At 63.0% G+C, this 21750-nt stretch carries 21 protein-coding genes and 1 riboswitch; of the genes, 8 read left to right on the forward strand and 13 right to left on the reverse strand.

The features are described from left to right. Positions 1-14 precede the first annotated feature (14 nt). Positions 15-383: a glycine cleavage system protein GcvH gene (gene gcvH / locus EB815_RS21090; RefSeq protein ID WP_056572239.1), complete on the reverse strand. Its 369-nt coding sequence runs from the start codon at positions 381-383 to the stop codon at positions 15-17. A gap of 5 nt (positions 384-388) precedes the next feature. Then, the gene (gcvT, locus tag EB815_RS21095; RefSeq protein WP_056572237.1) at positions 389-1489 is read right to left on the reverse strand and encodes a glycine cleavage system aminomethyltransferase GcvT; all 1101 of its coding nucleotides are present in this window, start codon (positions 1487-1489) and stop codon (positions 389-391) included. Between the two features lie 149 nt (positions 1490-1638). After that, positions 1639-1726: riboswitch (glycine riboswitch) on the reverse strand. A gap of 183 nt (positions 1727-1909) precedes the next feature. On the opposite strand from gcvT, the gene EB815_RS21100 reads away from it, so the two are divergent. After that, complete coding sequence (locus EB815_RS21100) at positions 1910-2911, forward strand: hypothetical protein (RefSeq protein ID WP_056572235.1); 1002 nt, start codon at positions 1910-1912, stop codon at positions 2909-2911. On the opposite strand, the gene EB815_RS21105 is transcribed toward EB815_RS21100, so the two are convergent. The 7 genes from EB815_RS21105 to EB815_RS21135 all read right to left on the reverse strand — a co-directional run bounded on the left by EB815_RS21105 (position 2908) and on the right by EB815_RS21135 (position 8119). Next, a complete protein-coding gene (locus EB815_RS21105) occupies positions 2908-3345 on the reverse strand; it encodes a GNAT family N-acetyltransferase (RefSeq protein ID WP_056572233.1) in 438 nt (145 codons plus the stop codon). The two genes, EB815_RS21100 and EB815_RS21105, sit on opposite strands and share 4 nt — an antisense overlap. Next, positions 3345-4136, reverse strand: a complete 792-nt coding sequence (locus EB815_RS21110; protein ID WP_056572231.1) for a molybdopterin-binding protein — start codon at positions 4134-4136, stop codon at positions 3345-3347. Before EB815_RS21110 ends, EB815_RS21105 begins: the two co-directional genes overlap by 1 nt. A 1-nt stretch (position 4137) precedes the next feature. After that, positions 4138-5019, reverse strand: coding sequence for a cytochrome b/b6 domain-containing protein (locus tag EB815_RS21115; RefSeq protein WP_056572230.1), 882 nt, complete (start codon positions 5017-5019; stop codon positions 4138-4140). Between the two features lie 97 nt (positions 5020-5116). Further along, on the reverse strand, positions 5117-5794 hold the full coding sequence (locus tag EB815_RS21120) for a DUF1345 domain-containing protein (protein ID WP_056572228.1): 678 nt from the start codon (positions 5792-5794) through the stop codon (positions 5117-5119). A gap of 30 nt (positions 5795-5824) precedes the next feature. Continuing rightward, positions 5825-6292: a YaiI/YqxD family protein gene (locus tag EB815_RS21125; RefSeq protein ID WP_056572226.1), complete on the reverse strand. Its 468-nt coding sequence runs from the start codon at positions 6290-6292 to the stop codon at positions 5825-5827. A gap of 62 nt (positions 6293-6354) precedes the next feature. Beyond that, a complete protein-coding gene (gene gfa, locus EB815_RS21130) occupies positions 6355-6924 on the reverse strand; it encodes an S-(hydroxymethyl)glutathione synthase (RefSeq protein ID WP_056572223.1) in 570 nt (189 codons plus the stop codon). A gap of 67 nt (positions 6925-6991) precedes the next feature. Further along, positions 6992-8119: an S-(hydroxymethyl)glutathione dehydrogenase/class III alcohol dehydrogenase gene (locus EB815_RS21135; RefSeq protein ID WP_056572217.1), complete on the reverse strand. Its 1128-nt coding sequence runs from the start codon at positions 8117-8119 to the stop codon at positions 6992-6994. A 198-nt stretch (positions 8120-8317) separates the two neighbouring features. Here EB815_RS21135 and EB815_RS21140 point away from each other — a divergent pair, with 198 nt between their 5' ends. From EB815_RS21140 to EB815_RS21150, 3 genes are all read left to right on the forward strand, one after another. Continuing rightward, positions 8318-10330 (forward strand): acetyl-CoA carboxylase biotin carboxylase subunit, encoded by a 2013-nt coding sequence (locus EB815_RS21140; RefSeq protein WP_065005641.1) that lies wholly within the window; start codon positions 8318-8320, stop codon positions 10328-10330. Positions 10331-10448: 118 nt separating this feature from the next. Next, complete coding sequence (dnaE, locus tag EB815_RS21145) at positions 10449-13976, forward strand: DNA polymerase III subunit alpha (RefSeq protein ID WP_056572213.1); 3528 nt, start codon at positions 10449-10451, stop codon at positions 13974-13976. Between the two features lie 67 nt (positions 13977-14043). Continuing rightward, entirely contained in the window at positions 14044-14847 is an 804-nt protein-coding gene (locus EB815_RS21150; RefSeq protein ID WP_056573384.1) for a potassium channel family protein, read from the forward strand. A 25-nt stretch (positions 14848-14872) separates the two neighbouring features. On the opposite strand, the gene EB815_RS21155 is transcribed toward EB815_RS21150, so the two are convergent. Continuing rightward, entirely contained in the window at positions 14873-15754 is an 882-nt protein-coding gene (locus tag EB815_RS21155) for a DMT family transporter (protein WP_056572211.1), read from the reverse strand. Positions 15755-15937: 183 nt separating this feature from the next. Here EB815_RS21155 and EB815_RS21160 point away from each other — a divergent pair, with 183 nt between their 5' ends. Further along, complete coding sequence (locus EB815_RS21160) at positions 15938-16444, forward strand: hypothetical protein (protein ID WP_056572209.1); 507 nt, start codon at positions 15938-15940, stop codon at positions 16442-16444. A gap of 4 nt (positions 16445-16448) precedes the next feature. On the opposite strand, the gene EB815_RS21165 is transcribed toward EB815_RS21160, so the two are convergent. Continuing rightward, a complete protein-coding gene (locus EB815_RS21165; RefSeq protein ID WP_056572207.1) occupies positions 16449-17777 on the reverse strand; it encodes a DNA polymerase IV in 1329 nt (442 codons plus the stop codon). 65 nt (positions 17778-17842) lie between these two features. On the opposite strand from EB815_RS21165, the gene EB815_RS21170 reads away from it, so the two are divergent. Together EB815_RS21170 and EB815_RS21175 are read left to right on the forward strand one after the other, a co-directional pair. Next, a complete protein-coding gene (locus EB815_RS21170; RefSeq protein ID WP_056573381.1) occupies positions 17843-18430 on the forward strand; it encodes a GNAT family N-acetyltransferase in 588 nt (195 codons plus the stop codon). Between the two features lie 84 nt (positions 18431-18514). Continuing rightward, positions 18515-20068, forward strand: coding sequence for a hypothetical protein (locus EB815_RS21175; RefSeq protein WP_056572205.1), 1554 nt, complete (start codon positions 18515-18517; stop codon positions 20066-20068). Positions 20069-20166: 98 nt separating this feature from the next. Here the strand turns inward: EB815_RS21175 and EB815_RS21180 are convergent, their stop codons facing one another. Together EB815_RS21180 and EB815_RS21185 are read right to left on the reverse strand one after the other, a co-directional pair. Next, entirely contained in the window at positions 20167-20820 is a 654-nt protein-coding gene (locus EB815_RS21180; RefSeq protein WP_056572203.1) for a hypothetical protein, read from the reverse strand. Then, a complete protein-coding gene (locus tag EB815_RS21185; protein ID WP_027052046.1) occupies positions 20817-21116 on the reverse strand; it encodes a DUF3572 domain-containing protein in 300 nt (99 codons plus the stop codon). The genes EB815_RS21180 and EB815_RS21185 overlap by 4 nt, the downstream gene beginning before the upstream one ends. Positions 21117-21317: 201 nt before the next feature. On the opposite strand from EB815_RS21185, the gene EB815_RS21190 reads away from it, so the two are divergent. Further along, positions 21318-21734, forward strand: a complete 417-nt coding sequence (locus tag EB815_RS21190; protein ID WP_274534579.1) for a response regulator — start codon at positions 21318-21320, stop codon at positions 21732-21734. Positions 21735-21750 lie beyond the last annotated feature (16 nt).

Genomic DNA, 21750 nt, shown 5'->3' on the forward strand with positions numbered 1-21750 from the left:
TTTAAGTCCTGTTATCAGCCGATATGGGCTTTGTAGGCGGCCTCATCCATGAGGCTGGCGAGCTGGCTTTCGTCGGCAAGCTTCATCTTCCACAGCCAGCCGGCACCGGTTGCCGCCGAGTTGACCAGCGAGGGGTCGGAAGACAGCGTACCGTTGGCCTCGGTGATCTCGCCGTCGACCGGCGCGTAAACGTCAGAGGCCGCCTTGACGGATTCGACCACGACTGCGGTATCGCCCTTGCTCAGCTTCTTTCCCGTTTCCGGCAGTTCGACGAAGACGAGGTCGCCCAGCTGTTCCTGCGCGTAGTCGGTGATGCCGACGGTGGCGATGCCGCCTTCGACGCGGAGCCATTCGTGATCCGATGTGAAATAGGTCTTTGCCATGCGGTCTATCCTTTGCGGTAGCGATGAGGGGTGAAGGGCAGGGAACTGATATCGACAGGGATTTTCGTGCCGCGCACGTCGGCGAAGACCCGTGTGCCGGGCTTTGCCAGCGATGCGGCGACATAGCCCATGGCGACCGGATGGCCAGCAGAGGGGCCAAAGCCGCCCGATGTGACATGGCCTGCGGGATTGCCGTCGGCGTCGAACAGGGCAGCACCGGCGCGCACCGGCTGGCGGCCTTCCGGCTTCAGACCGACACGCTTTTGCGCCGGGCCGCGTTCCACGGCGGCGCGCAGGGCGTCGGCGCCGATGAAGGCGCCAGACGCGCGGATGTCCTTGGGGATCGCCCACATCAGCGCGGCGGCGGCCGGGTCGGTCTCCGGCGTGATGTCCTGGCCATGCAGGCAAAGCCCCGCTTCCAGCCGCAGGCTGTCGCGCGCGGCAAGGCCGATCCACAGCACGCGTTCATCCTCGAGCAGCTTCGCCACAAGGTCGCGCGCATCGGCCTCGGGCAGGCCGATCTCGAAACCGTCCTCGCCGGTATAGCCGGACCGGCTCATGAACCAGTTCTTTCGCGGCTCGACACCGTGCATGAACAGCAGCGAACCGGTCTCGATGCCGGCGCGGGACAGCACAGCCCAGGCTTCGGGTCCCTGTATGGCCAGGAAGACGCGGTCGAGCGGCTCGACCTTCACGTCAAAATTCGCGGCCAGCTCGCGCAGATGCTTTTCGTCGGCGACGGCGTTGCCAGCATTGGCGACGACCATGAAGCGGTCGGCGCCGAGGCGGGTGACGATCAGGTCATCGAGGATGCCGCCTGCCTCATTGAGGAAGAACGTCAATTTGGATTGCGAGATTTCGAGCGCGCCGGCATCCAGCGGGCAGGCACGGTTGAGCAGCGCAACCGCTTGCGGTCCGCTGACCTCGAACAGTTTCATGTGCGAGATGTCGAAGAGCCCCGCAAGTTCGCGGGCATGCAGATGTTCCTTCATGACGCCGGCCGGGTAGGTCAGCGGCATCGACCAGCCGGCGAAGGCGCCGAAGCGCGCACCGGCGGCTGTGTGGATATCTTCGAGAGGAAGGTGTCTTGAGTCGTCGCCCGTCATGTCGTCTCCAGAGTCGCACGCAATCGGCCGCGAATGGCGACCAGTCCGTGCCCCTCTGTCTGAAGCCTGAGAGACTCGCGCAGCCGGAACTCTGTCAGCGGCGCTTACACCTTCGGCGCGGGGGCAAGCCCCGACTTTCCAGAGTGTCTTTCCCGTCTACGGTTCTTTTTGCCTGAGAGATTTCGGGCGATTTCCCCTTCGGCGGCAGCTCTCGCTGCTCTCTCCCGCAAACAGGTAGGACTCAAAACCTCAAGTCCTCGACGCGCCATCCATAGCCCGACGGCGACACCTTGTCACCTCCCCGCGACATCAAAGGTGCGTTGCGCCGACAAGTCTTCGCTAACCACGCCGTTTGCCGGTTTTTCAAGACACTCCTGATATGGAAGGCCGATGTAGCGCTTTGGGGCGACGGGGACGACAATGGGCGAATTGATCATGAGCGCGCCGGTGGCGGGGCTGACCTCGAAGAACCGCATCGCCCAGGAGGACGTGGTGATGCTGCGCCGCGATGTGTTCGCCGATGGCGTGGTGACGCGAGGCGAGGCGGAGGCGTTGTTCGCGCTCGACCAGACGGCGCGGGACAAATGCGCGGACTGGGCACCGTTCTTCGTCGAAGCGGTGACCGATTACATCGTCCACCAGGAAAAACCGTCCGGCTACATCTCGCAGGACAATGCCGACTGGCTGATCCGCACCATCTCGCGGGACGGCATGGTCGACAGCAGAACCGAACTCGAATTGCTGGTCCATGTGTTGGAAGAGGCAAGATCGTCGCCAGACGAGCTTTGCGTCTATGCGCTGGAGCAGGTCGCCCATGCCGTTATCGATGGCAAGGGGCCGCTGATGCTGGGTGGTGCGCTGGTGCCAGGCCTGATCGCCAGGGCGGAAGTCGAGCTGCTGCGCCGCATCCTCCACGCCCATGGCGGCGACGGCAACATCGCCATCACCCGCATCGAGGCCGAGGTGCTGTTCAGGATCAACGAACAGACCGCCCAGGCCAAGAACGATCCGTCCTGGAACGACCTGTTCGTCAAGGCGATCGCCAATTTCGTCATGTGCTCAGCCGGCTATGAAGCCCCGACCCGCGATGTGGCGCTACGCCAGGAAACCTTCCTCGAGCACGCCGATCCGGAAATCGGCGGTTTCTTCAGCCGGATGGTCTCCGGTGGCATGGCCGGCATCATCGAAGCCTATCGGTCCCCGGATGACATCGAGGCCGAGTGGGAAGCCAAGAACAGGGCGGCGGAGGCTTTGGCCCGCCGCGCCGAAACGATCGATGCCGGCGAAGCCAAATGGTTGGTGGAGCACATCGCGGCGGACCGTCCCCTCTACGACAACGAGCGCGCGCTGCTGACCCTCATCAAGCATGCCTCGCCGTTGATCCATCCGGCGCTGAGGCCGCTGCTCGACAAGGTCGCCTAAGCACAGCCGTCCGCGGCGATTATCTTGCGCAGGACAATGTTGGAATGCCCTTCGGGCCATCCTGCGAACTCGGCGACGCGCTGGAAACCGGCTTTCTCGTATAGGCCCGGCGCTTGGAAGTCGTGGCTCGACACCCATATTCGCCGAGCCCCACGGCTGGCAGCCTCGGCAACAAAGGCATCGAGCAGCTGCCTTGCATACCCAAGGCCTCGATAGGCCTGGTCGACCCACATCAATTGAAGTTCCGACGTGCCTGCCCACGAGTAGCCGGCCGCCACAGCAATTGCCCGTCCGGCTCCGTCGCGGATCACAAAGGCCAGCCCTCGATCATCGCCGCAGCCTGTGAGTCGCCGGTTTTCGCTGTGCAGGTGCTCTTCCAGCACACTCAGTTCGACGGGCGACAGGTCGTGCTCGGCGCTTATGAAGGCGGTCATCAAATCCCGCCGTACCAGTCATAGCCATTGTCTTCCCAATAGCCGCCGCGGCCGCCGCCGACATTGGCGAAACCGTCGACCAGTTCGATCTTGTAGAGATATTTCGGCATCTTGTAGCCGAGCTGGCGCTCGACCCGGACGCGCAGCGGCGCGCCGTTCTCGACCGGCAACGGCTTGCCGTTCAGGCCATAGGCCAGGATCGTCTGCGGGTGGCGGGCGTCGATGAGGTCGATCGTGCCATAGTATTTGATGTCCCCGGACAGGCTGCGGTCGATCGTATCGAGGCAGTGGAACATGACGTAGCGCGCTTGCGGCTTGACCACGGCCTGGTCGAGCACCAGCGACAGCGGCGTGCCGGTCCATTTGGCGATGCAACTCCAGCCTTCGACGCAGTCGTGACGGGTGATCTGGGTGCGGCTCGGCATGTTCTGAAGCTGCTCGCGGCTGAGCGACAGCGGCTTTTCAACCAGTCCCGAGACTTCCAGCCGCCAGTCGGCGAAATTGTTGGCGAGCAGGCCCTTGTAGGTGTCATCGTCAGGAGCGGTGACGCCGTTCGGCCGTTGCGGCTGACGGATATCGGCCTCGGTGAATTCCGGCGCCAGCGCGTCACGCCCGGCAAGCCAGCGCTGCGCGCGATATGTCAGGCCATTGGCGTTTTCGAGGAAGCTGCGCAGGCCGCTGCCGATGCTCAGCTGGCTGTCGAAAGCGTCGCATCCCGACAGCATGATACCGGAGGCGCCAAGGCTGGCGGCGGTCAGGAATTTTCTGCGGCTGATCTGGAACTTCGCCATCTCAGGCACTCCTTTCGGTCGTCTTGTCGTCATGCGCGGGAGGATCCGTGCGGTACCAGCCGGTGATGATCGAGCGCAGTTCGTTGATCGGGCCGGCGGCAAGGATCATCAGGATGTGAATGATGAAGAAGCCGACAAGCAGCAGCATGACGGTGAAATGGATGGTGCGCGCCGTCTGCCGGCCGCCAAGTATCTCGTTGAGGAAGGGCAGTACCGAATTCATGCTGGGCGACATGGCAAGGCCGCTGATGATCATCAGCGGCAACAGCACGAACAGCACGCCGCCATAAGCCATCTTCTGCAGCGTGTTGTATTCGCGCGTGTGGTGGAATTTCAGCCTGGCGTGGTCGACGATATCCCGTGGCAGCCGCTTGAGATCGTCGAGCCGCGGGGCGAGATCGCGCCTGATATGGCCGTTGATCAGGCTGGCGACCAGCCAGACGATCAAGGTCGTCGTCAGGATCCAGGCGAAGAAGAAATGCACGACGCGGGCGGTGCCGAGATCATAGTAGGAAGGAATGGTCGCCCAGGACGGGAAGCCGCGCGCCGTCTCGTTGCCCGGCGGACCCGACCAGCCGAGCACGCCCGTCGTGTTGAAGCGGTGCCCGAAAATTTCGGTATAGCCGCGAGGACCGGCATCGGTGTTCTCGGCGCCGATTTCGAAGATGGTGTTGTTGTATTCGAAGCCGGACTGCTTGCCGATGTAGAGCTGCGGCCGGGCGTTGAAGATCTGCAGGCCGGAAAGCAGCATGAAGAACAGCGAGATGGCCCAGATCCAGTGCGTCAGCCGTGTCCAGCGCGACTGGCGGTAGACCAGTGTGCTGTCACTCGACGCGGGAGCATCCGGTCCGGTGGCGGATTGGCTTCTGGCAACCGTTTCCATCTTGTCTCTTCTCCCGGCCTCGCGGCGTGGCCTGTGCGTTCATTGTCCTCCTGATACGTCGCGATCCAAACCGATGTTTCATCCGATCACGGATTTATTACGGACCGCCCAGGCTGACGGCGAGATTGACGGCCGCGGCGACGATGACCGTGTTGAAAAAGAACGACAGGATGGAATGGACAAGCACGACACGACGCATATGCGTCGTCGAGATGTTGGTGTCGGCGGTCTGCGCCGTCATGCCGATGACCGTCGAGAAATAGAGGAAATCCCAGCCTTCCGGACGCTTGTCACCCGGAAACAGCAATCCGCCGACCGGGATTTTTGTCTTGGTCTTGGTGTCGACCTCGTCGCCGTCCATCCAGTAGACATGCGCATAATGAAGTGCCGCCATGGCATGGATGGTGAACCAGCCGAGCGGGATCGACAGCAGCGCGAAGATGAGTTCGACCGGGTGGCCTCTGTCCTTCTGGTTGATCAGCAGGAACAAGGAGACAAGGGCAACGCCGACAACGACAAGCGTGACGGCGAAGATGACCAGCACCGGCTGGTCGGTGGCCCGCGCATTCTTGCTCAGATATTTGCCGGTGAATTTGGGCATCTGGCTGACGACAAGAATGACGTAGGCGGCAAAAAAGGCGTTGGCGCCGATCGAGTAGGCGAGTGGGGCGTGCAGCAGCAACGCCACAAGCAGCGCAAGCGCGCCGAAACACGCGGACATGGCGAACAGCATGTGGCGCTGCATGGGTTTTTGCACGGGGATTTCGGCGGCCATGGTGGTTCCGACCCTGGATGGCGCTCTGTTCTAGCTCGGTGTGGCGGATTTCAGGGCGCGCCGCAAGATACGGTCGAGTTCGCCGAGGAACCGCGAGCGGTCCTGCGGCGCGAAGGAGGCGTTGTAGCCCTTGCTCTCGCCGGTCTCGCGCAGATGCTGCTTGAGGTCGCGCATGGCCACCGCCATGCCGATGGTTTCGGGTGTGAACGGGCGTCCGGTGGGGCCAAGCACGTGCGCGCCGAGAGCCACGGCGCGCGCCGCGAGCGGAATATCCGCGGTCACCACGACATCGTTGGATTTGGCGTTCTCGACGATCCAGTCATCGGCGGCGTCAGCTCCCTTGGAGACCACGACGTTGCGGATCATCGGATCGCGCGATGGCCGCAGGCCGCCATTGGAGACGTAGGTGACGACGACGCCAAGGCGCTCGGCGACTTTCTCGACCTCGGCCTTGACCGGGCAGGCGTCGGCGTCGACGTAAATGGCGGGTGCGGGCATTGCCTCTCCGAAACGGGCAGGGGCCGGTACATGTCCGGCCCCTGCCTGAAATCTTACAGCGTTCAGGCCGGCAGCGCGCCGGACTTCTTAGCCGTCCAGGTGGCGATATAGTCCATCAAGCCGGGGTTGAGGCAGTCATAGGGCTCCAGCCCGATCGTCTTCAACTGGGCCCGGATGCCGTCCATTCGCTTCGGATCGACGCCGGATTCGATGATCGACGAGACGAAGGCGGTGAAGCCCGGAGGCGACCAGCCATCCTCGACGAAACGCTCGGGATGGATGAAGGACAGCCCCTTGAACGGATGGTCACGCTCGACCGGGCCGTGCATGTGGACGCCGCAGCCGGTGCAGGCATGACGCTGGATCAGCGCCGAGGGATCGACCACCTTGAGCTTGTCGCCGTTCTCGGTGACGGTGACGTCGCCGGTGCCGGCGACGGCAACCACCGAGAATACAGCACCTTCCGGCTTCCAGCATTTGGTGCAGCCGCAGGCGTGATTGTGGGCGATCTGCCCCTTGACCTTCACCTTGACCGGCTTGCTGGTGCAGGCGCAGACCAGCGTGCCGCCGGCAAAGCTTGCGCTTTCCTTGGGCAGGCCATTGTCGATTTTCGGGTGCAGTTTCTCCGCCATTCCATTCTCCTCCCAGTTGTGAACCACAGAGGTCGCTGGCCGGTGGTCGGCGGCGTGTGGCTTTGCTTTAATAAACGACGACGCTTCGGATCGACTTGCCCTCATGCATGAGGTCGAACCCCTTGTTGATATCCTCGAGCTTCAGCGTGTGGGTGATCATCGGATCGATCTGGATCTTGCCGTCCATGTACCAGTCGACGATGCGCGGCACGTCGGTGCGGCCGCGCGCGCCACCGAAGGCGGTGCCCATCCAGGTGCGGCCGGTGACAAGCTGGAACGGCCGGGTCGAAATCTCCTGGCCGGCGCCCGCCACACCGATGATGACCGACTTGCCCCAGCCGCGATGCGAGGCTTCCAGGGCCTGGCGCATCACCTTGGTGTTGCCGGTGCAGTCGAACGTGTAGTCGGCGCCGCCGATCTGGTCGGCACCGCGCTTGGTCATGTTGACGAGGTAAGGGACGATATCGCCGTCGATCTCCTTCGGATTGACGAAATGCGTCATGCCGAACCGCTCGCCCCATTCCTTCTTGTCGTTGTTCAAATCGACGCCGATGATCATGTCGGCGCCGGCCAGCTTCAGTCCCTGGATGACGTTCAAGCCGATGCCGCCGAGGCCGAAGACGACAGCGGTGGCGCCTTGTTCGACCTTGGCGGTGTTGATGACGGCGCCGATGCCGGTGGTGACGCCGCACCCGATGTAGCAGATCTTGTCGAAGGGCGCGTCCGGATTGACCTTGGCCACCGCGATCTCGGGCAGCACGGTGAAGTTCGAGAAGGTGGAGCAGCCCATATAGTGGAAGATCTTGTCCTTGCCGATCGAGAAGCGCGACGAGCCGTCGGGCATCAGGCCTTGCCCCTGCGTGGCGCGGATCGCCGTGCACAGATTGGTCTTGCGCGACAGGCAGGACGGGCACTGCCGGCATTCCGGCGTATAGAGCGGGATGACATGGTCGCCCTTCTTGACCGAGGTGACGCCCTTGCCGACGTCGACCACGACACCGGCACCCTCATGGCCGAGGATCGCCGGGAAGATGCCCTCCGGATCGGCCCCGGATAAGGTGAACTCGTCGGTGTGGCAGATGCCGGTCGCCTTGATCTCGACCAGCACCTCGCCCTCGCGCGGACCGTCGAGGTCGACCTCCATGATCTCCAGCGGCTTTCCGGCGGCGACAGCGACAGCGGCGCGGGTTTTCATCAGGCGTCCTCCAATGCGAATTTTTTCCAAGGTTTCAGGTTTTATCGACACGATCAACTGGAAGCTGGTGCCGTGACTGGGCCACAGCGAAGAATTGGAATCGCAAATCGATTGAAAGGCAGTGATTTGCACGCTCGGCTTGACCCTGCAAGCACAGGCCATAAAAGGAACGACCGACCGGAGGGGAATGACCTCAGCATGTTCACGAAAATCCTGATCGCCAATCGTGGCGAGATCGCCTGTCGCGTCATCAAGACGGCGCGCAAGATGGGCATTGCCACGGTTGCCGTCTATTCCGATGCCGATCGCGATGCGGTTCACGTCGAAATGGCCGACGAGGCGGTGCATATCGGGCCATCGCCCGCCGCGCAGAGTTATCTCGTGCCTGAAAAAATCATCGCGGCCTGCAAGGAAACGGGCGCGCAGGCCGTGCATCCAGGCTACGGCTTCCTGTCGGAACGGGCCGCCTTCTGCGAAGCTCTCGAAGCGGAAGGCATCGTCTTCATCGGCCCGAAACCCAAAGCCATCAAGGCGATGGGTGACAAGATCGAATCGAAGAAGTTCGCCAACGCCGCCAAGGTGTCGACGGTCCCGGGTTGGCTCGGCGTCATCGAGAATGCCGACCACGCCGAAAAGATCGCCGGCGAGATCGGCTATCCGGTGATGATCAAGGCTTCGGCCGGCGGCGGCGGCAAGGGCATGCGCATTGCCTGGAACCAGTCGGAAGTGCGCGACGGGTTCGATCGCGCGCGATCGGAAGCCAAGAGTTCGTTCGGCGACGACCGCGTGTTCATCGAAAGATTCGTCGTCGATCCGCGCCATATCGAGATGCAGGTGCTGGCCGACGCGCATGGCAACGCGCTCTATCTCGGCGAGCGCGAATGCTCGATCCAGCGCCGCAACCAGAAGGTGGCCGAAGAGGCGCCGTCACCATTCCTCGATGCCAAGACGCGCAAGGCCATGGGCGAGCAGTCGGTGGCGCTGGCCAAGGCCGTCGATTATCAGAGCGCCGGTACGGTCGAGTTCATTGTCGACAAGGACAAGAACTTCTATTTCCTTGAAATGAATACACGATTGCAGGTCGAGCATCCGGTGACCGAGCTTGTCACGGGCATCGACCTGGTCGAGCAGATGATCCGTGTCGCCGCCGGCGAGAAACTCGCCTTGAAGCAAGACGACATCAAGCTGAATGGCTGGGCGGTGGAAAGCCGGCTCTATGCAGAGGATCCCTATCGCAATTTCCTGCCGTCGATCGGCCGCCTAAACCGCTATCGGCCGCCGGAAGAGGGCCAATTTGGCGATGTCATCATCCGCAACGACACCGGCGTCACCGAAGGCTCGGAGATTTCGATGTTCTACGACCCGATGCTTGCCAAGCTTTGTACCTGGGCACCGACCCGGCTCCAGGCAATCGATGCCATGTCGGAAGCGCTGGACAGTTTTGTGGTCGACGGGATCGAGCACAATATCCCGTTCCTGGCGGCGCTGATGCAGCATCCGCGTTGGCGGGAAGGGGCGATTTCGACCGGCTTCATAGCCGAGGAATATCCCGACGGTTTTGCCCCTGTCGTACCGAACAGCGAGGAAAAGGCCGTGCTGGCTTCAATCGCCACCGCCACGGAATTGTTGCGCCGCGACAGGCTCGACCGGCTGGGCGGGCGGCTGGCGCCGCATTCGGGGGCGCTGAAGCGCGACTGGGTGGTGAAGATTGGCGAGGATTATCTCCAGGCGTCGATCCTCGAAGGCATGATTTCCATTCCAATGGAGGTCGACCTGTCGATCGAAGGCGGCAAGGCGCTGACCGTTTCATCCGATTGGCGGCCGGGCGATCTGATCTGGCGCGGCACGGTCGGCAAGCGCTCCGTTGTCGCCCAGATCCGGCCTGTCGCCAACGGTTTTCGCATTGCCTGGAAGGGCATGTCGCTGACGGCGCGCGCGATGCTGCCGCGTACCGCCGAGCTTGAAAGACTGATGCCGGAGAAGGTGGCGCCGGACACGTCGAAGCTGCTGCTCTGCCCGATGCCCGGCCTCGTCGTGTCGATCGCCGTCGCGGAGGGACAGGAGGTCAAGGCCGGCGAAACGCTTGCCGTGGTCGAGGCGATGAAGATGGAAAACGTGCTGCGCGCTGAACGCGATCTCGTTGTGTCCAAGCTCAATGCCAAGCCGGGCGACAGCCTAGCCGTTGACGCGGTGATCATGGAATTCGCTTGAGCAAGTCGCGCAGGGTCGCGGAAGCCTGTGGTTGTCGGTCGTTTGTGCTGGACTGGTATCGCCCGGTCCCGGACAATACATCTCCACCGACTCAAAGCCTTCGACAGCGCGAGAAACCATGGCGGACGACAGACTTCCACGCGACCCCCTGAAGCGCGAAGCCGCGATTGCGGCAGCGCGGCCGGAGGTGCCGGCGCGGCCGTTCGTCCATCTGCGCGTGCATTCGGCCTATTCGCTGCTCGAGGGTGCGCTTCAGCTTGGCAAGATCGTTGGCCACGCCGTGAAGGACGAGGCACCGGCCATCGCCGTCACCGACACCAACAACCTGTTCGGTGCGCTGGAGTTTGCACAGAAGGCGGTCAAGGACGGTATCCAGCCGATCATCGGCTGCCAGATCGCACTCGCTTTTTCCGGCGAGAACAGCGACGGTCAGCGCGACCGCCGGCGGCAAGGGCCGGAGATGCGGCCGGTCGTCCTGCTCGCCGCGACCGAGGCCGGCTATTCCAACCTGGTCAGGCTGGTCAGTCGGGTCTATCTGGAAACGCCGCCCGGCGAGGCGGTGCACCTGACGACCGAGATGCTGGAGGGAAACGCCGACGGGCTGATCTGCCTCAGCGGCGGCCCACGCGGCCCGATCGGCAACGCCTTGAAGGAGGATCGCCGCGATCTGGCAGAGGTGAGGCTTTTGGCGCTCAAGGCGCTGTTCGGCGACCGGCTCTATGTCGAATTGGACCGGGTCGCGGGTTACGACCGGGCCATCGAGCACTCAACAATCGATCTCGCCTATACGCATGAACTGCCCCTGGTCGCCACCAACGAGGCCTTTTTCTCGTCGCGCGATGATTATGAGGCGCATGACGCGCTGATCGCCATCGCCGAGGGCTCGGTCGTCGCCGTCGACACACGCCGCCGGCTGTCGCCGGACAATTTCCTGCGCAGCCAGGCCGACATGGCAAAGCTGTTCGCCGACCTGCCCGAGGCGATCGACAACACCGTCGAGATCGCGCTGCGCTGCTCCTACTATCCAAAAAACCGCAGCCCGATCCTGCCGCGTTTCACCGGCGGCGATAGTGCCGACAAGGACGCCGCGGAAAAGGCGGAGGCGGCCGAACTCGCCCGTCAGGCGCGCGAGGGGCTCGATGCGCGGCTTGCGCTGCACGGACCAACCCCGGGCTATACGGTCGAGCAATATCGCGAGCGGCTCGAATTCGAACTCGGCATCATCGAGAAGATGAAATTCCCCGGCTACTTCCTGATCGTTGCCGACTTCATCAAATGGGCCAAGGCGCAAGGCATTCCGGTCGGCCCGGGCCGTGGTTCGGGCGCCGGCTCGCTGGTCGCCTATTCGACGACCATCACCGACATCGATCCGCTGCGCTTCTCGCTGCTGTTCGAGCGCTTCCTCAATCCGGACCGCGTGTCGATGCCCGACTTCGACATCGACTTCTGCCAGGATCGCCGCGAAGAGGTGATCCGCTACGTCCAGCAGAAATATGGGCGCGACCAGGTCGGCCAGATCATCACCTTCGGTACGCTGCAGGCCCGCGCCGTGCTGCGCGACGTCGGCCGCGTGCTGCAGATGCCCTATGGCCAGGTCGACAAGCTGTCGAAGATGGTGCCACAGAATCCGGCCAATCCGGTCAAGCTCGCCGACGCCATCGCCAATGAGCCGCGCTTTGCCGAAGAGGCCGAGAGGGAACCGATCGTCCAGACGCTGCTCGACATGGCACAGAAGCTGGAGGGCCTTTACCGCCACGCCTCCACGCACGCCGCCGGCATCGTCATCGGCGATCGGCCTTTGTCGGAACTGGTGCCGATGTACCGCGATCCGCGCTCGGACATGCCGGTTACCCAGTTCAACATGAAATATGTCGAGCAGGCCGGGCTGGTGAAGTTCGACTTTCTCGGCCTGAAGACGCTGACCGTTCTGGATACGGCGGTCAAACTGATCCGCCGGCGCGGCATCGACATCGACCTGGCGACGATACCGCTCGACGATCCCGACACCTATGCCATGCTGTCGCGCGGCGAGGTGGTCGGCGTGTTCCAGGTGGAAAGTGCCGGCATGCGCAAGGCGCTGATCGGCATGCGGCCCGACTGCATCGAGGACATCATCGCGCTGGTCGCGCTCTATCGTCCGGGCCCGATGGAGAACATCCCGACCTACAACGCCAGAAAGCATGGCGAGGAGGAGATGGCCTCGATCCACCCGAAGATCGACCATCTGGTGAAGGAGACGCAAGGCGTCATCGTCTATCAGGAACAGGTCATGCAGATCGCGCAGGAGCTGTCCGGCTATTCGCTCGGCGAAGCCGACCTTCTGCGCCGCGCCATGGGCAAGAAGATCCGCGCCGAGATGGACAAGCAGCGCGAGCGCTTCGTCACCGGCGCTGTCGAGCGTGGCGTCAGCAAACCGCAAGCCGACTTCATTTTCGACCTTTTGGCCAAGTTCGCCGACTATGGTTTCAACAAATCGCACGCCGCCGCCTACGCCGTGGTCTCGTATCAGACCGCCTATCTCAAGGCGCACTATCCGGTCGAGTTCCTGGCGGCGTCGATGACGCTCGACATGGGCAACACCGACAAGCTCGCCGATTTCCGCCAGGATGCCCTGCGCCTCGGCATCGAGGTTCTGGCGCCGTCGGTCATGACGAGTTTTCGGCCTTTCGAGGTCGGTGAGAACCGCATCTACTATTCGATGGCCGCGCTCAAGGGCGTCGGCGACGCGGCGGTCGAGCACATCGTCGCTGTCCGTGGCGAGAAGCCGTTCAAGAACCTCGCCGATTTCTGCGAGCGGATCGATCCCAAGATCGTTGGCAAACGTGTCTTCGAAAGCCTGATCATGGCCGGCGCGCTCGACTGTTTCGGGCATGACCGGGCACAGATGATGGCTGGCGTCGAACGGATGATGGGGTTGGCATCGCTGGCGCAGCAGAATGCCGTTTCCGGCCAGGCCGATATTTTCGGCGCCTCGCTAGGGAGCCAGTCGCAGGCGCTCAACCTGCCGGCGACGGATCCGTGGCTCGCCGCCGATCGGTTGCACCGCGAATTCCAGGTTGTCGGCTTCTATCTCTCGGCCCACCCGCTCGACGAATACAAGGCGGCGCTGCAAAAGATGCGGGTGCAGAACTGGGCGGAGTTCTCAGCCGCCGTCAAGCGCGGCGCTTCTGCCGGCCGCCTGGCCGGCACGGTGACCAGCAAGCAGGAACGCAAGACACGCACCGGCAACAAGATGGGCGTGGTGGCCTTTTCCGACACTTCCGGCCAGTACGAGGCCGTGCTTTTTTCGGAAGGATTGGCACAGTATCGCGACCTCCTGGAAGCCGGCCGCTCCGTCGTCATCACCGTGGCGGCGGAGGACAGGCCCGAGGGCGTAAACCTGCGCATCAACTCGGTCCAGTCCCTGGAGGATGAAGCAAGCCGCATCCAGAAGGCGCTGCGCATTTTCGTCAGGAACGACGGACCCGCCTCGATGATCCAATCCCAACTCACCCAGCGTGGCGAGAGCCAGGTGAGCATTATCGTGATCAAGGAAGAGGCGCAGGGCGAGGTCGAGATCGCCTTGCAGGGCGGCTACCGCGTCTCGCCGCAGATCGCGTCGGCGATGCGCGCCGTGCCCGGCGTGGTCGAAGTGGAATTGGTGTGACCGCCATCCTCGGCAGGCGGTGGCGATCCTGCGGGCGGCATCCGCCGCTTGCGCAATCGCGGCCCGCATGAAGACCTCCGACAAGGCTTCATCCCAGGATATTTCAGCAATTGCGCGCCTGCGCGACACGCTGCGCAGGCTCTACCACGGGCGCACGCCGGCGGCTTTCCGGTTCCAACTGGCGGCAATCGTCATCGATCTGGCAATCATCGCCTTCTTCATCGCGACACCCGTCATCCAGCAATCGGCTTCGTTCCTGTGGCTGGATTATGCGGTGGCGGTGCTCGTCGGCGTCGACCTGATCGTCAGGTTGCTGGCCTCCAACGACATGCTGCGCCTGATGAAGCAGCCAACCTCCTGGGTGGATGTCTTCATCCTTTTGACGCTGCTGATGCCGACGGCGCTCGCCAATCTCGGTTTCCTGCGCATCCTGCGGCTGTGGTCATTGTCGCGCAGCGGTTCGATCTGGCGGCATTTCGAGATGCGTGGCTTGCGCCCCTGGCGCGAGGCGAGCCACGCGGTCATCAACCTTTTGACCTTTCTCTTTGTCATCACCGGCTTCGTCTACACTTTCTTCTTCCGCAATGGAGCCGGGCTGGAAAACTACATCGACGCGCTTTATTTCACCGTGGCCACGGTGACCACGACCGGTTTCGGCGACATCGTGCTGCCGGGCATGGCCGGCAAGCTGACCGCGATCGTCACCATGATCATCGGAATATCGCTGTTCGTCAGGCTGGCGCAGGCGATCTTCCGGCCGGCCAAGGTGTTCTTCCCGTGTCCGCGATGCGGACTGCAACGGCACGAACCGGACGCGGTGCACTGCAAGGCCTGCGGGCATGTTCTCAACATACCAGACGCAGGCGACTAGCGCATGAACATTCAGGGGATGACGGCTATGACGCCGCCACTTCAGCCGGCTCGGCCGGCTTGCGCTGCAGATTGAGCAGATTGCCCATCAGGATGAGCAGCGCGCCACCGGCGGTGAAGGCGTCGATCTGCTCGTGATAAAGCAGCCAGCCGACCAGCGCGGACAAGGGCACCCGCAGGAAATCCATCGGCGAAATGACGGTGGCGTCGGCATAGGTGAGCGCGCGGGCCATGCAGAAATGTGATGACATGCCGGTGAAGGCGATCAGCACGACCCATGGCCAGAGTTCGAGTGAAGGGGTGCGCCATACGTAGAGCGCCGGGATGAGGCCGAGCACCGACTGGATGATCAGCATCCAGAAAATGATGCGCACGACGCTGTCGGTGCGGGTCAGTGATTTGACCATGACCAGCGATATGCCGAAACAGACCGCGGCACCCAGCACGACCAGGTGTCCAGGATCGACAGAGCCGACGCCCGGGCGCACGATGACCACCACGCCGATCAGCCCGAGCACGACCGCCGCCAGTTTCGGCCGGCTCAGCCGTTCGCCCAGAAAAGTCACCGCCAGGATCGCCGTCCAGATCGGGGTGGTGAATTCGATCGATATCAGCACCGCCAGCGGAATCAGCGTTAGCGCGTAGAGCCATGCCGCCTGGCCGCTATAGTGAACGACATTGCGGGCGATGTGGGCGAGGGGACGTTGCGTGCGCATCGCCGCAAAGCCACCGCTCGTCAGCACCAGCGGCAGGAGAATTAGGAAGCCGAACACCGAGCGCAATTCCAGCACCTGGAAGACATTGAGCTCCGCTGTCGTGGCGCGGCCGGCGACCGACATCCCCAGGAACGAGGTAACCGACAGCGCCATCCAGAACGCAGCCTTGGGGATCGAAGGGGTGGGTTTCATGGCCGCTATCTCGCAGGCGGGAGCCTTTGCCGCAATCGCTAGCCGCTTGATTCTTCTGGACCAGTCGTGGCGACGTTGCAAACGGTCGCGTTGCCCGCGGAACCTGATACGCCAAGGGGCGTTGAGTCGCTGTATCCACCACAAGCCTTGGTATTACATGTCTGCCCGACGAGGAGAACTTCGATGACATCACCTGCGCGGTTCGCACTTGCCGGCTGCCTGCTGGTCGCGGCCAATGCGGCACATGCCGATGAGAGCAAGTTTCTCCAATCCTTCCAGGGGAATTTTGCCGGCAAGGGGACTGTCCAGGTGACGACACAGGCGCCGACCGTCAGCGTTTCCTGCACCTTCAAATCGGATGCCACAGCGTCCTCGCTGTCGCTCGACGGCAACTGCCGCGGCCTCGTTGTGGTCTCGCGCGCCATCAGCGCCCATCTGAAAACCAGTGGTGCCAGTTACAGCGGCGTCTATGTCGGATCGCGCACCGGTCCGGCGCAGCTCAACGGCAGCCGCTCCGGCAACGCGATCAATCTCGCCATCCGCTGGGCCAAGCTGGTCAATGGTGACCGCAGCGCGCAGCTGACTGTGCAGAAAAAAGGCGCCAATGGCATTCTGCTCACCGTCATCGACCGCGATCCCAAAACCGGCAAGAACGTGGTGACGAGTCGCATCGATCTGAAGCGCACCTGACAGCTCATTCCTCGAGCGGCTCCGGCGGATGGGCGTCACGGCCCCTGCCGAATGTATAGCCGGTCTCCACCGCCTTGCGGCCGAACTTGTCGCGCAACGCGTCGATCGCGCCTTCGGCCATGGCGCGCTTGCGCGACTGAACGTCGACCAGATCCGGCGGGTCGGCCTTGTCGTCATCGGACAGATCGCTGACGCCAATGCCGAGCAATCGAAATTTCGTTCCGTCCGTTTCCTTGCGCAGAAGCTCCACGCCGGTCGAGAAGATGCGATCCGCGAGCCGGGTCGGGTCGCCGAGCTGGCGGTTGCGCGTGCGCAGCCTGAAATCCTGGGTCTTCAGCTTCAGCACCACGGTGCGTCCGGCAATGCCCGACTTTTTCAGCCGCGCCGAGACCTTTTCCGAAAGGCCGCGCAGCACCGAGACCAGCTCTTCCAGCGAAGCGATGTCGGTGTCGAAGGTGGTTTCGGCCGACACGCTCTTGGCGTCCTGGTCGGGATCGACGCGGCGGACGTCCTCGCCGCGCGAAAGCCGGTAGAGCCGGTCACCCATCGCGCCATAGCGGCGCATCAGGTCGCCACGCTCCATCTTCTGGAGCTGGCCAATGGTGCGGATCCCGTCGCGCTCGAGCGTGGCGTTGAACGCCTTGCCGACGCCCCAGATCATCGTAACCGGCTGTGTCGCCAGGAAGCCGACCGCCTCGGCCTCGCCGATGACCGAAAAGCCCCGCGGCTTGCGGAAATCCGACGCGATCTTGGCGAGGAATTTGCAGTAGGACAGGCCGGCCGAAACCGTGATGCCGATCTCCTTCTCGACGGCCAGCGCGAAGCGCGCCAGCACCACGGCCGGTGGCAGGCCGTGCAACCGTTCGGTGCCGGCGAGGTCGAGAAACGCCTCGTCGATCGACAGCGGCTCGACCAGCGGTGTCAGCGCCTGCATCATGGCGCGCACCTCACGGCCGACACGCACGTATTTTTCCATGTTGGGCGCGATCACGACCGCGTCGGGGCAGGCCTCGAGCGCCTTGAACATCGGCATGGCGGAGCGCACGCCGCGGATGCGGGCGATGTAGCATGCGGTGGAGACGACCCCGCGCTTGCCACCGCCGACGATCAGCGGCTTGTCCTTGAGCGCCGGGTTGTCACGCTTTTCGATCGCCGCGTAGAAGGCGTCGCAATCGATATGGGCCAGATGCAGCCGGTAAAGCTCGGGATGGCGGGCAAGGCGAGGGCTGCCGCAGCGCTCGCAGCGGCGCGTCTCACTGCGCTGAAACGTCAGGCAGTCACGGCAAAAACCGTGATCGGGATTGTTGACAGGGGCCGCCATCGCTGCGAACATAAAGAGAACAGAGGCAATGGTACGACAGTGCAGGGCCAGCGACAAGCTTGGCCTGGGAGAACCGCATGAGCACGACCATAGTGCCGCTGGCGCCTGAGCTCTGGCCTGATTTCGAGGATCTTTTTGGCAAGCAGGGCGCCTGTTACGGCTGCTGGTGCACACATTTCAGGCTGGCGCCGGCGACGCGGCGCGAAAGCAGCCGCGAACGCAACAAGGACCATATCAAGGCGCGCATCGAAGCCGGCCCGCCGCCCGGCCTTCTGGCCTTCGAGGACGGCAAGGCGGTTGGCTGGATGCAGATCGGGCCGCGCGCCGACGTGCCCGAATGGAACAACAAGGGCAGGGGCTCGGCGCCGATCGACCCCGCCGACGCTTCAGATCCAGCCGTTTGGGCGATCTCCTGCTTTTTCATTCGAGCCAAGGCGCGCGGCAGGGGTATCACGCATCGCCTCGTTGAAGGTGGCATCGATTTCGCTCGCAGGAACGGTGCACGGCTTGTCGAGGCCTGCCCGATCGACCTGTCTCGCGATTCGCGTTCGATCGGCTTGTTCGTCGGCTCGTCGGGGGTGTTCGAGAAGGCCGGGTTCGAGAGACTGGTCGAGCGTAAGGCGGGGCGGCCGCTGATGCGGCTGGTGCTGCAGCCTGGCACCTGATCACCATCATCTTGCAGTTGTGACGGTATTTCCCTACCAGACGTACGAAACGATTTCCGCCTTTCGACCAAACGGAGAATTCCCGTGAACCGTGTGTTGCCAGTTGCCTTTACCGCGCTTGTGCTCAGCGCGCCCGCTTTCGGCCAGACCGTGGACAGTCAGGGCGCGAAGCAATTGTCCGATGACCTGTCCCGCTATGTTGGCAAGCAGGCGCTCGACACGGGCATCCTGAAGGTTTCGGTCGAAGGCGATGCCTACAAGATCGTGTTTGATTTCAAGACACTGGCCGGGGTCCTGCCCAAGCAGGAACAGGTGAAACTCGACTTTGCCCCCTACGCCCTCCTGGTCAAGCCGCGCAGCGACGGGACCTGGGACGTCTCGATGGATTTCTCGCAAAGCGCGTCCTTCGAGTTCAAGGGGCCCGAGGGGCCGCAGAGCACGCAGTTTTCGATCAAGGACGGCAAGGGTGCCGGCGTCTACGACCCCAATCTAGCGGCTTTCGTCAGCGGCACCAGTTCGATCGCGAGCATGACGATGGCATCGAAGGATGCCAAGCAGCAGATCGACGTAAGTGCCGGTGCCGGCACCGCGACCATCGCCGCCACAAAGGCCGCCAATGGCGGCGTCGATTTCACGACGTCGCAGAAAATTTCGAATTTCGTCGAGGCGATAAAATTCAACGATTCCGAGAGCGGGCTGAATTTTCCGGTCACCGTGAAGTCGCCGGAATTGTCGGTCGAGGCCAGCGGCAAGGGCGTGCAGACCAAGCCGCTGCTCGACCTCCTGGCATTTGCCGTGGCCAATGAGGACGAGAAGACGCTGAAGGCGAACCAGGCGCAGCTGAAGTCGCTTCTGCTCGCCGCGCTTCCGGTGTGGGAGCGCATCGACGGCACCTATGGTTTCAAGGATTTCGCCGTCGACAGCCCGATCGGCACTTTTGGGGCGACGCAACTCAGCACCGTCTTCGGTGCCGATGGCGTTGCCCAGAACGGCAAGGTCACCTACGGCATCAAGGTGGCGGGGCTAACCGTTCCGCAGCAGCTTTTGCCGAGCTGGAGCGTGGCGCTGCTGCCCACTGATATCGACCTGAACTTCGGCGGTGCCAATATCGATCTCGACAGCATGGCGAAGAAGGCGATCGAAGCCTTTGATCTCAATCAGGATCCACCGCTGTCGGCCGAGTTCGGCGACCAGCTCAAGGCGGATTTCCTGGCCAAGGCGCCGAAGGTCGTCATCGGCCACAGCATCGTGAAGAACAAGGACATGGAGATCGCGCTGGAAGGCGAGATGACGAGCTTCGGTGAAAAGCCCGACGCCAATCTTACGGTCGATGTCGCCGGCTTCGACAAGATCATGGCCCATCTGCAGGACGCAGCGAAGGCGGAGCCGGAGCTGGGGCAGTACGTGCCTGTCGCTCTCATGGCCAAGGGTTTTGCCAAGACGCTGCCGGACGGCCGGCTGGAATGGGCTGTCAGCACCAAGGCCGACGGCTCGGTCACGGTCAACGGCGTCATGCTGAAGCCCGCCGATCCGGCGGTGGACGACAGCGTCGACGATGGTAACGGTGCGGACGATAGCAGCGGTGGCGATAATGGCGGCGGCGATAATGGCGGGGCCGGCGCGAAGCTGAACCCTTGAGGGTTCGGCTCTAGCCCCTTGTTTTGACGCAATTCTCGAGGGAAAGCGCTACGCGCCTTTTCTCGGGAAAACCGTTTCACACTTTTCCTGGGATTGCTCTACAGCCCCAGCGCGCCCGCGATCTTCGGCGCGGCTTCATGCCAGTCCTGAACGACGATGACATCGTCTGGGACCGGCGGCAGGAACGCACGCAGCGAATTGTCGGCCATCAGGTGGAAAAGATTTGCGTCGGCGACCGATTCCCGCACCGACGCCAGATTGTGCGGCTGATCGTCGACGAAGACCACCGGCCGGCCGTTCTTGCCGCGCAGCCTGGCCACCGCCGGTCCCTTGGCCATCTCGGTGGTCAGCAGCGGATAGTCCAGGCCCAGGGCATCGAGATGGATGCGACGCACCGCGCGATGCCTGTGCGGCATGGCCGTCAGCAGTATGATTTCCGCGCGCTTGCCAAGCCCCGTCAAGGCTTGTGCGGCGCCGTCGGTAATGCTCTGCCAATCGGCTTGCGCGTCGAAAAAATCGCCCAGAAGTGCCGTGACCTCGGGTTGTTCGATCAGCCGGCCGCTCGCCGTTTCGGCTATGTTGCCGGTCAGCCGGAAGGACGCCAGTGTCAGGCCATAGCCGCGCGACTTCAGGAAATGCGGGAAGGGGCGGATGAATTCAAGCACGACGTCGTCGACGTCGAGCACCAGCAGCGGCCGGTCGTCGGCCGCCAGTTCCTCGATCTGGCGGGCGGTCTCCGGATCATCGCTCATATGGAATGCTCATGGTTGTCGTCGCCGAGCGGCAATGCGCGCAACGCCTTGCCGACGGCCGCCGGCGGCGTGCCGGTTTCCTCGGCAAAGCGCATCAGCGTCGGCTCGTGGGCGAGAATGAACTGCAACACGCCGGCCAGGAAACCCGGCTCGCCGGCGGCCTTGCGGATCGAATGCGCCTCTATTCCGGTGATCGCAAGAAAACGCGGCAACAGCTCCGGATCGGAGGCAACGAAGCCCAGCGCCTTCACGGCAATGGTTTCCGCCTCTTCGCGCATTGACGCCGCGTTTGCCATCACTACCTTCGGCATGTGGAATGAGTCTCTTCCGCAGTAATGGCAAGAGTTGCTTGCGGCAAGCCTTTACAGCGTGGCGCGCCTTTTGGACGCGTCGGGAGGCGATGTGGAATTCGCGCTGCTTTGCAGCCCGAGGGTTTCCGTTTCGTCAATCATATTGCCGTATAGTGAAGCAGGGTTTGGTGCGTTCAACCAGGGCGCATGACGGTCACCTTCGAGCGGAAGGACGGCCGGGACGGGATGTCGATGCCTAAGAAGGTCATGATCGTCGAGGACAATGAGCTGAATATGAAGCTCTTTCGGGACCTCATCGAAGCGAGCGGCTACGAGACGGTGCGCACCCGCAATGGTCTGGAGGCGCTTGACCTGGCGCGCAAGCACCGGCCCGATCTCATCCTGATGGACATCCAGCTGCCCGAAGTGTCAGGGCTGGAAGTGACCAAATGGCTGAAGGAAGACGACGATCTGCACGTCATTCCGGTCATCGCCGTGACTGCCTTCGCCATGAAAGGCGACGAGGAACGCATCCGCCAGGGTGGCTGCGAGGCCTATATTTCGAAACCGATCTCGGTGCCGCGTTTCATCGAGACCATCAAATCCTATCTGGGCGATGCCTGATGTGCCATTCCAGCCG

The organism is Mesorhizobium loti, from assembly GCF_013170705.1.
Classification (GTDB): domain Bacteria; phylum Pseudomonadota; class Alphaproteobacteria; order Rhizobiales; family Rhizobiaceae; genus Mesorhizobium; species Mesorhizobium loti_D.

Bases quoted from the DNA above. Each gene is read 5' to 3' on its own strand.
- EB815_RS21160 (WP_056572209.1), top strand. From the start codon at position 15,938: ATGACATCACCTGCGCGGTTCGCACTTGCCGGCTGCCTGCTGGTCGCG.
- EB815_RS21140 (WP_065005641.1), top strand. From the start codon at position 8,318: ATGTTCACGAAAATCCTGATCGCCAATCGTGGCGAGATCGCCTGTCGC.
- EB815_RS21110 (WP_056572231.1), bottom strand. From the start codon at position 4,136: ATGGCGAAGTTCCAGATCAGCCGCAGAAAATTCCTGACCGCCGCCAGC.
- dnaE (WP_056572213.1), top strand. From the start codon at position 10,449: ATGGCGGACGACAGACTTCCACGCGACCCCCTGAAGCGCGAAGCCGCG.
- gfa (WP_056572223.1), bottom strand. From the start codon at position 6,924: ATGGCGGAGAAACTGCACCCGAAAATCGACAATGGCCTGCCCAAGGAA.
- EB815_RS21105 (WP_056572233.1), bottom strand. From the start codon at position 3,345: ATGACCGCCTTCATAAGCGCCGAGCACGACCTGTCGCCCGTCGAACTG.
- EB815_RS21150 (WP_056573384.1), top strand. From the start codon at position 14,044: ATGAAGACCTCCGACAAGGCTTCATCCCAGGATATTTCAGCAATTGCG.
- EB815_RS21170 (WP_056573381.1), top strand. From the start codon at position 17,843: ATGAGCACGACCATAGTGCCGCTGGCGCCTGAGCTCTGGCCTGATTTC.
- EB815_RS21180 (WP_056572203.1), bottom strand. From the start codon at position 20,820: ATGAGCGATGATCCGGAGACCGCCCGCCAGATCGAGGAACTGGCGGCC.
- EB815_RS21155 (WP_056572211.1), bottom strand. From the start codon at position 15,754: ATGAAACCCACCCCTTCGATCCCCAAGGCTGCGTTCTGGATGGCGCTG.
- gcvT (WP_056572237.1), bottom strand. From the start codon at position 1,489: ATGACGGGCGACGACTCAAGACACCTTCCTCTCGAAGATATCCACACA.
- EB815_RS21120 (WP_056572228.1), bottom strand. From the start codon at position 5,794: ATGGCCGCCGAAATCCCCGTGCAAAAACCCATGCAGCGCCACATGCTG.
- gcvH (WP_056572239.1), bottom strand. From the start codon at position 383: ATGGCAAAGACCTATTTCACATCGGATCACGAATGGCTCCGCGTCGAA.
- EB815_RS21115 (WP_056572230.1), bottom strand. From the start codon at position 5,019: ATGGAAACGGTTGCCAGAAGCCAATCCGCCACCGGACCGGATGCTCCC.
- EB815_RS21190 (WP_274534579.1), top strand. From the start codon at position 21,318: ATGACGGTCACCTTCGAGCGGAAGGACGGCCGGGACGGGATGTCGATG.
- EB815_RS21135 (WP_056572217.1), bottom strand. From the start codon at position 8,119: ATGAAAACCCGCGCCGCTGTCGCTGTCGCCGCCGGAAAGCCGCTGGAG.
- EB815_RS21125 (WP_056572226.1), bottom strand. From the start codon at position 6,292: ATGCCCGCACCCGCCATTTACGTCGACGCCGACGCCTGCCCGGTCAAG.
- EB815_RS21100 (WP_056572235.1), top strand. From the start codon at position 1,910: ATGGGCGAATTGATCATGAGCGCGCCGGTGGCGGGGCTGACCTCGAAG.
- EB815_RS21185 (WP_027052046.1), bottom strand. From the start codon at position 21,116: ATGGCAAACGCGGCGTCAATGCGCGAAGAGGCGGAAACCATTGCCGTG.
- EB815_RS21165 (WP_056572207.1), bottom strand. From the start codon at position 17,777: ATGTTCGCAGCGATGGCGGCCCCTGTCAACAATCCCGATCACGGTTTT.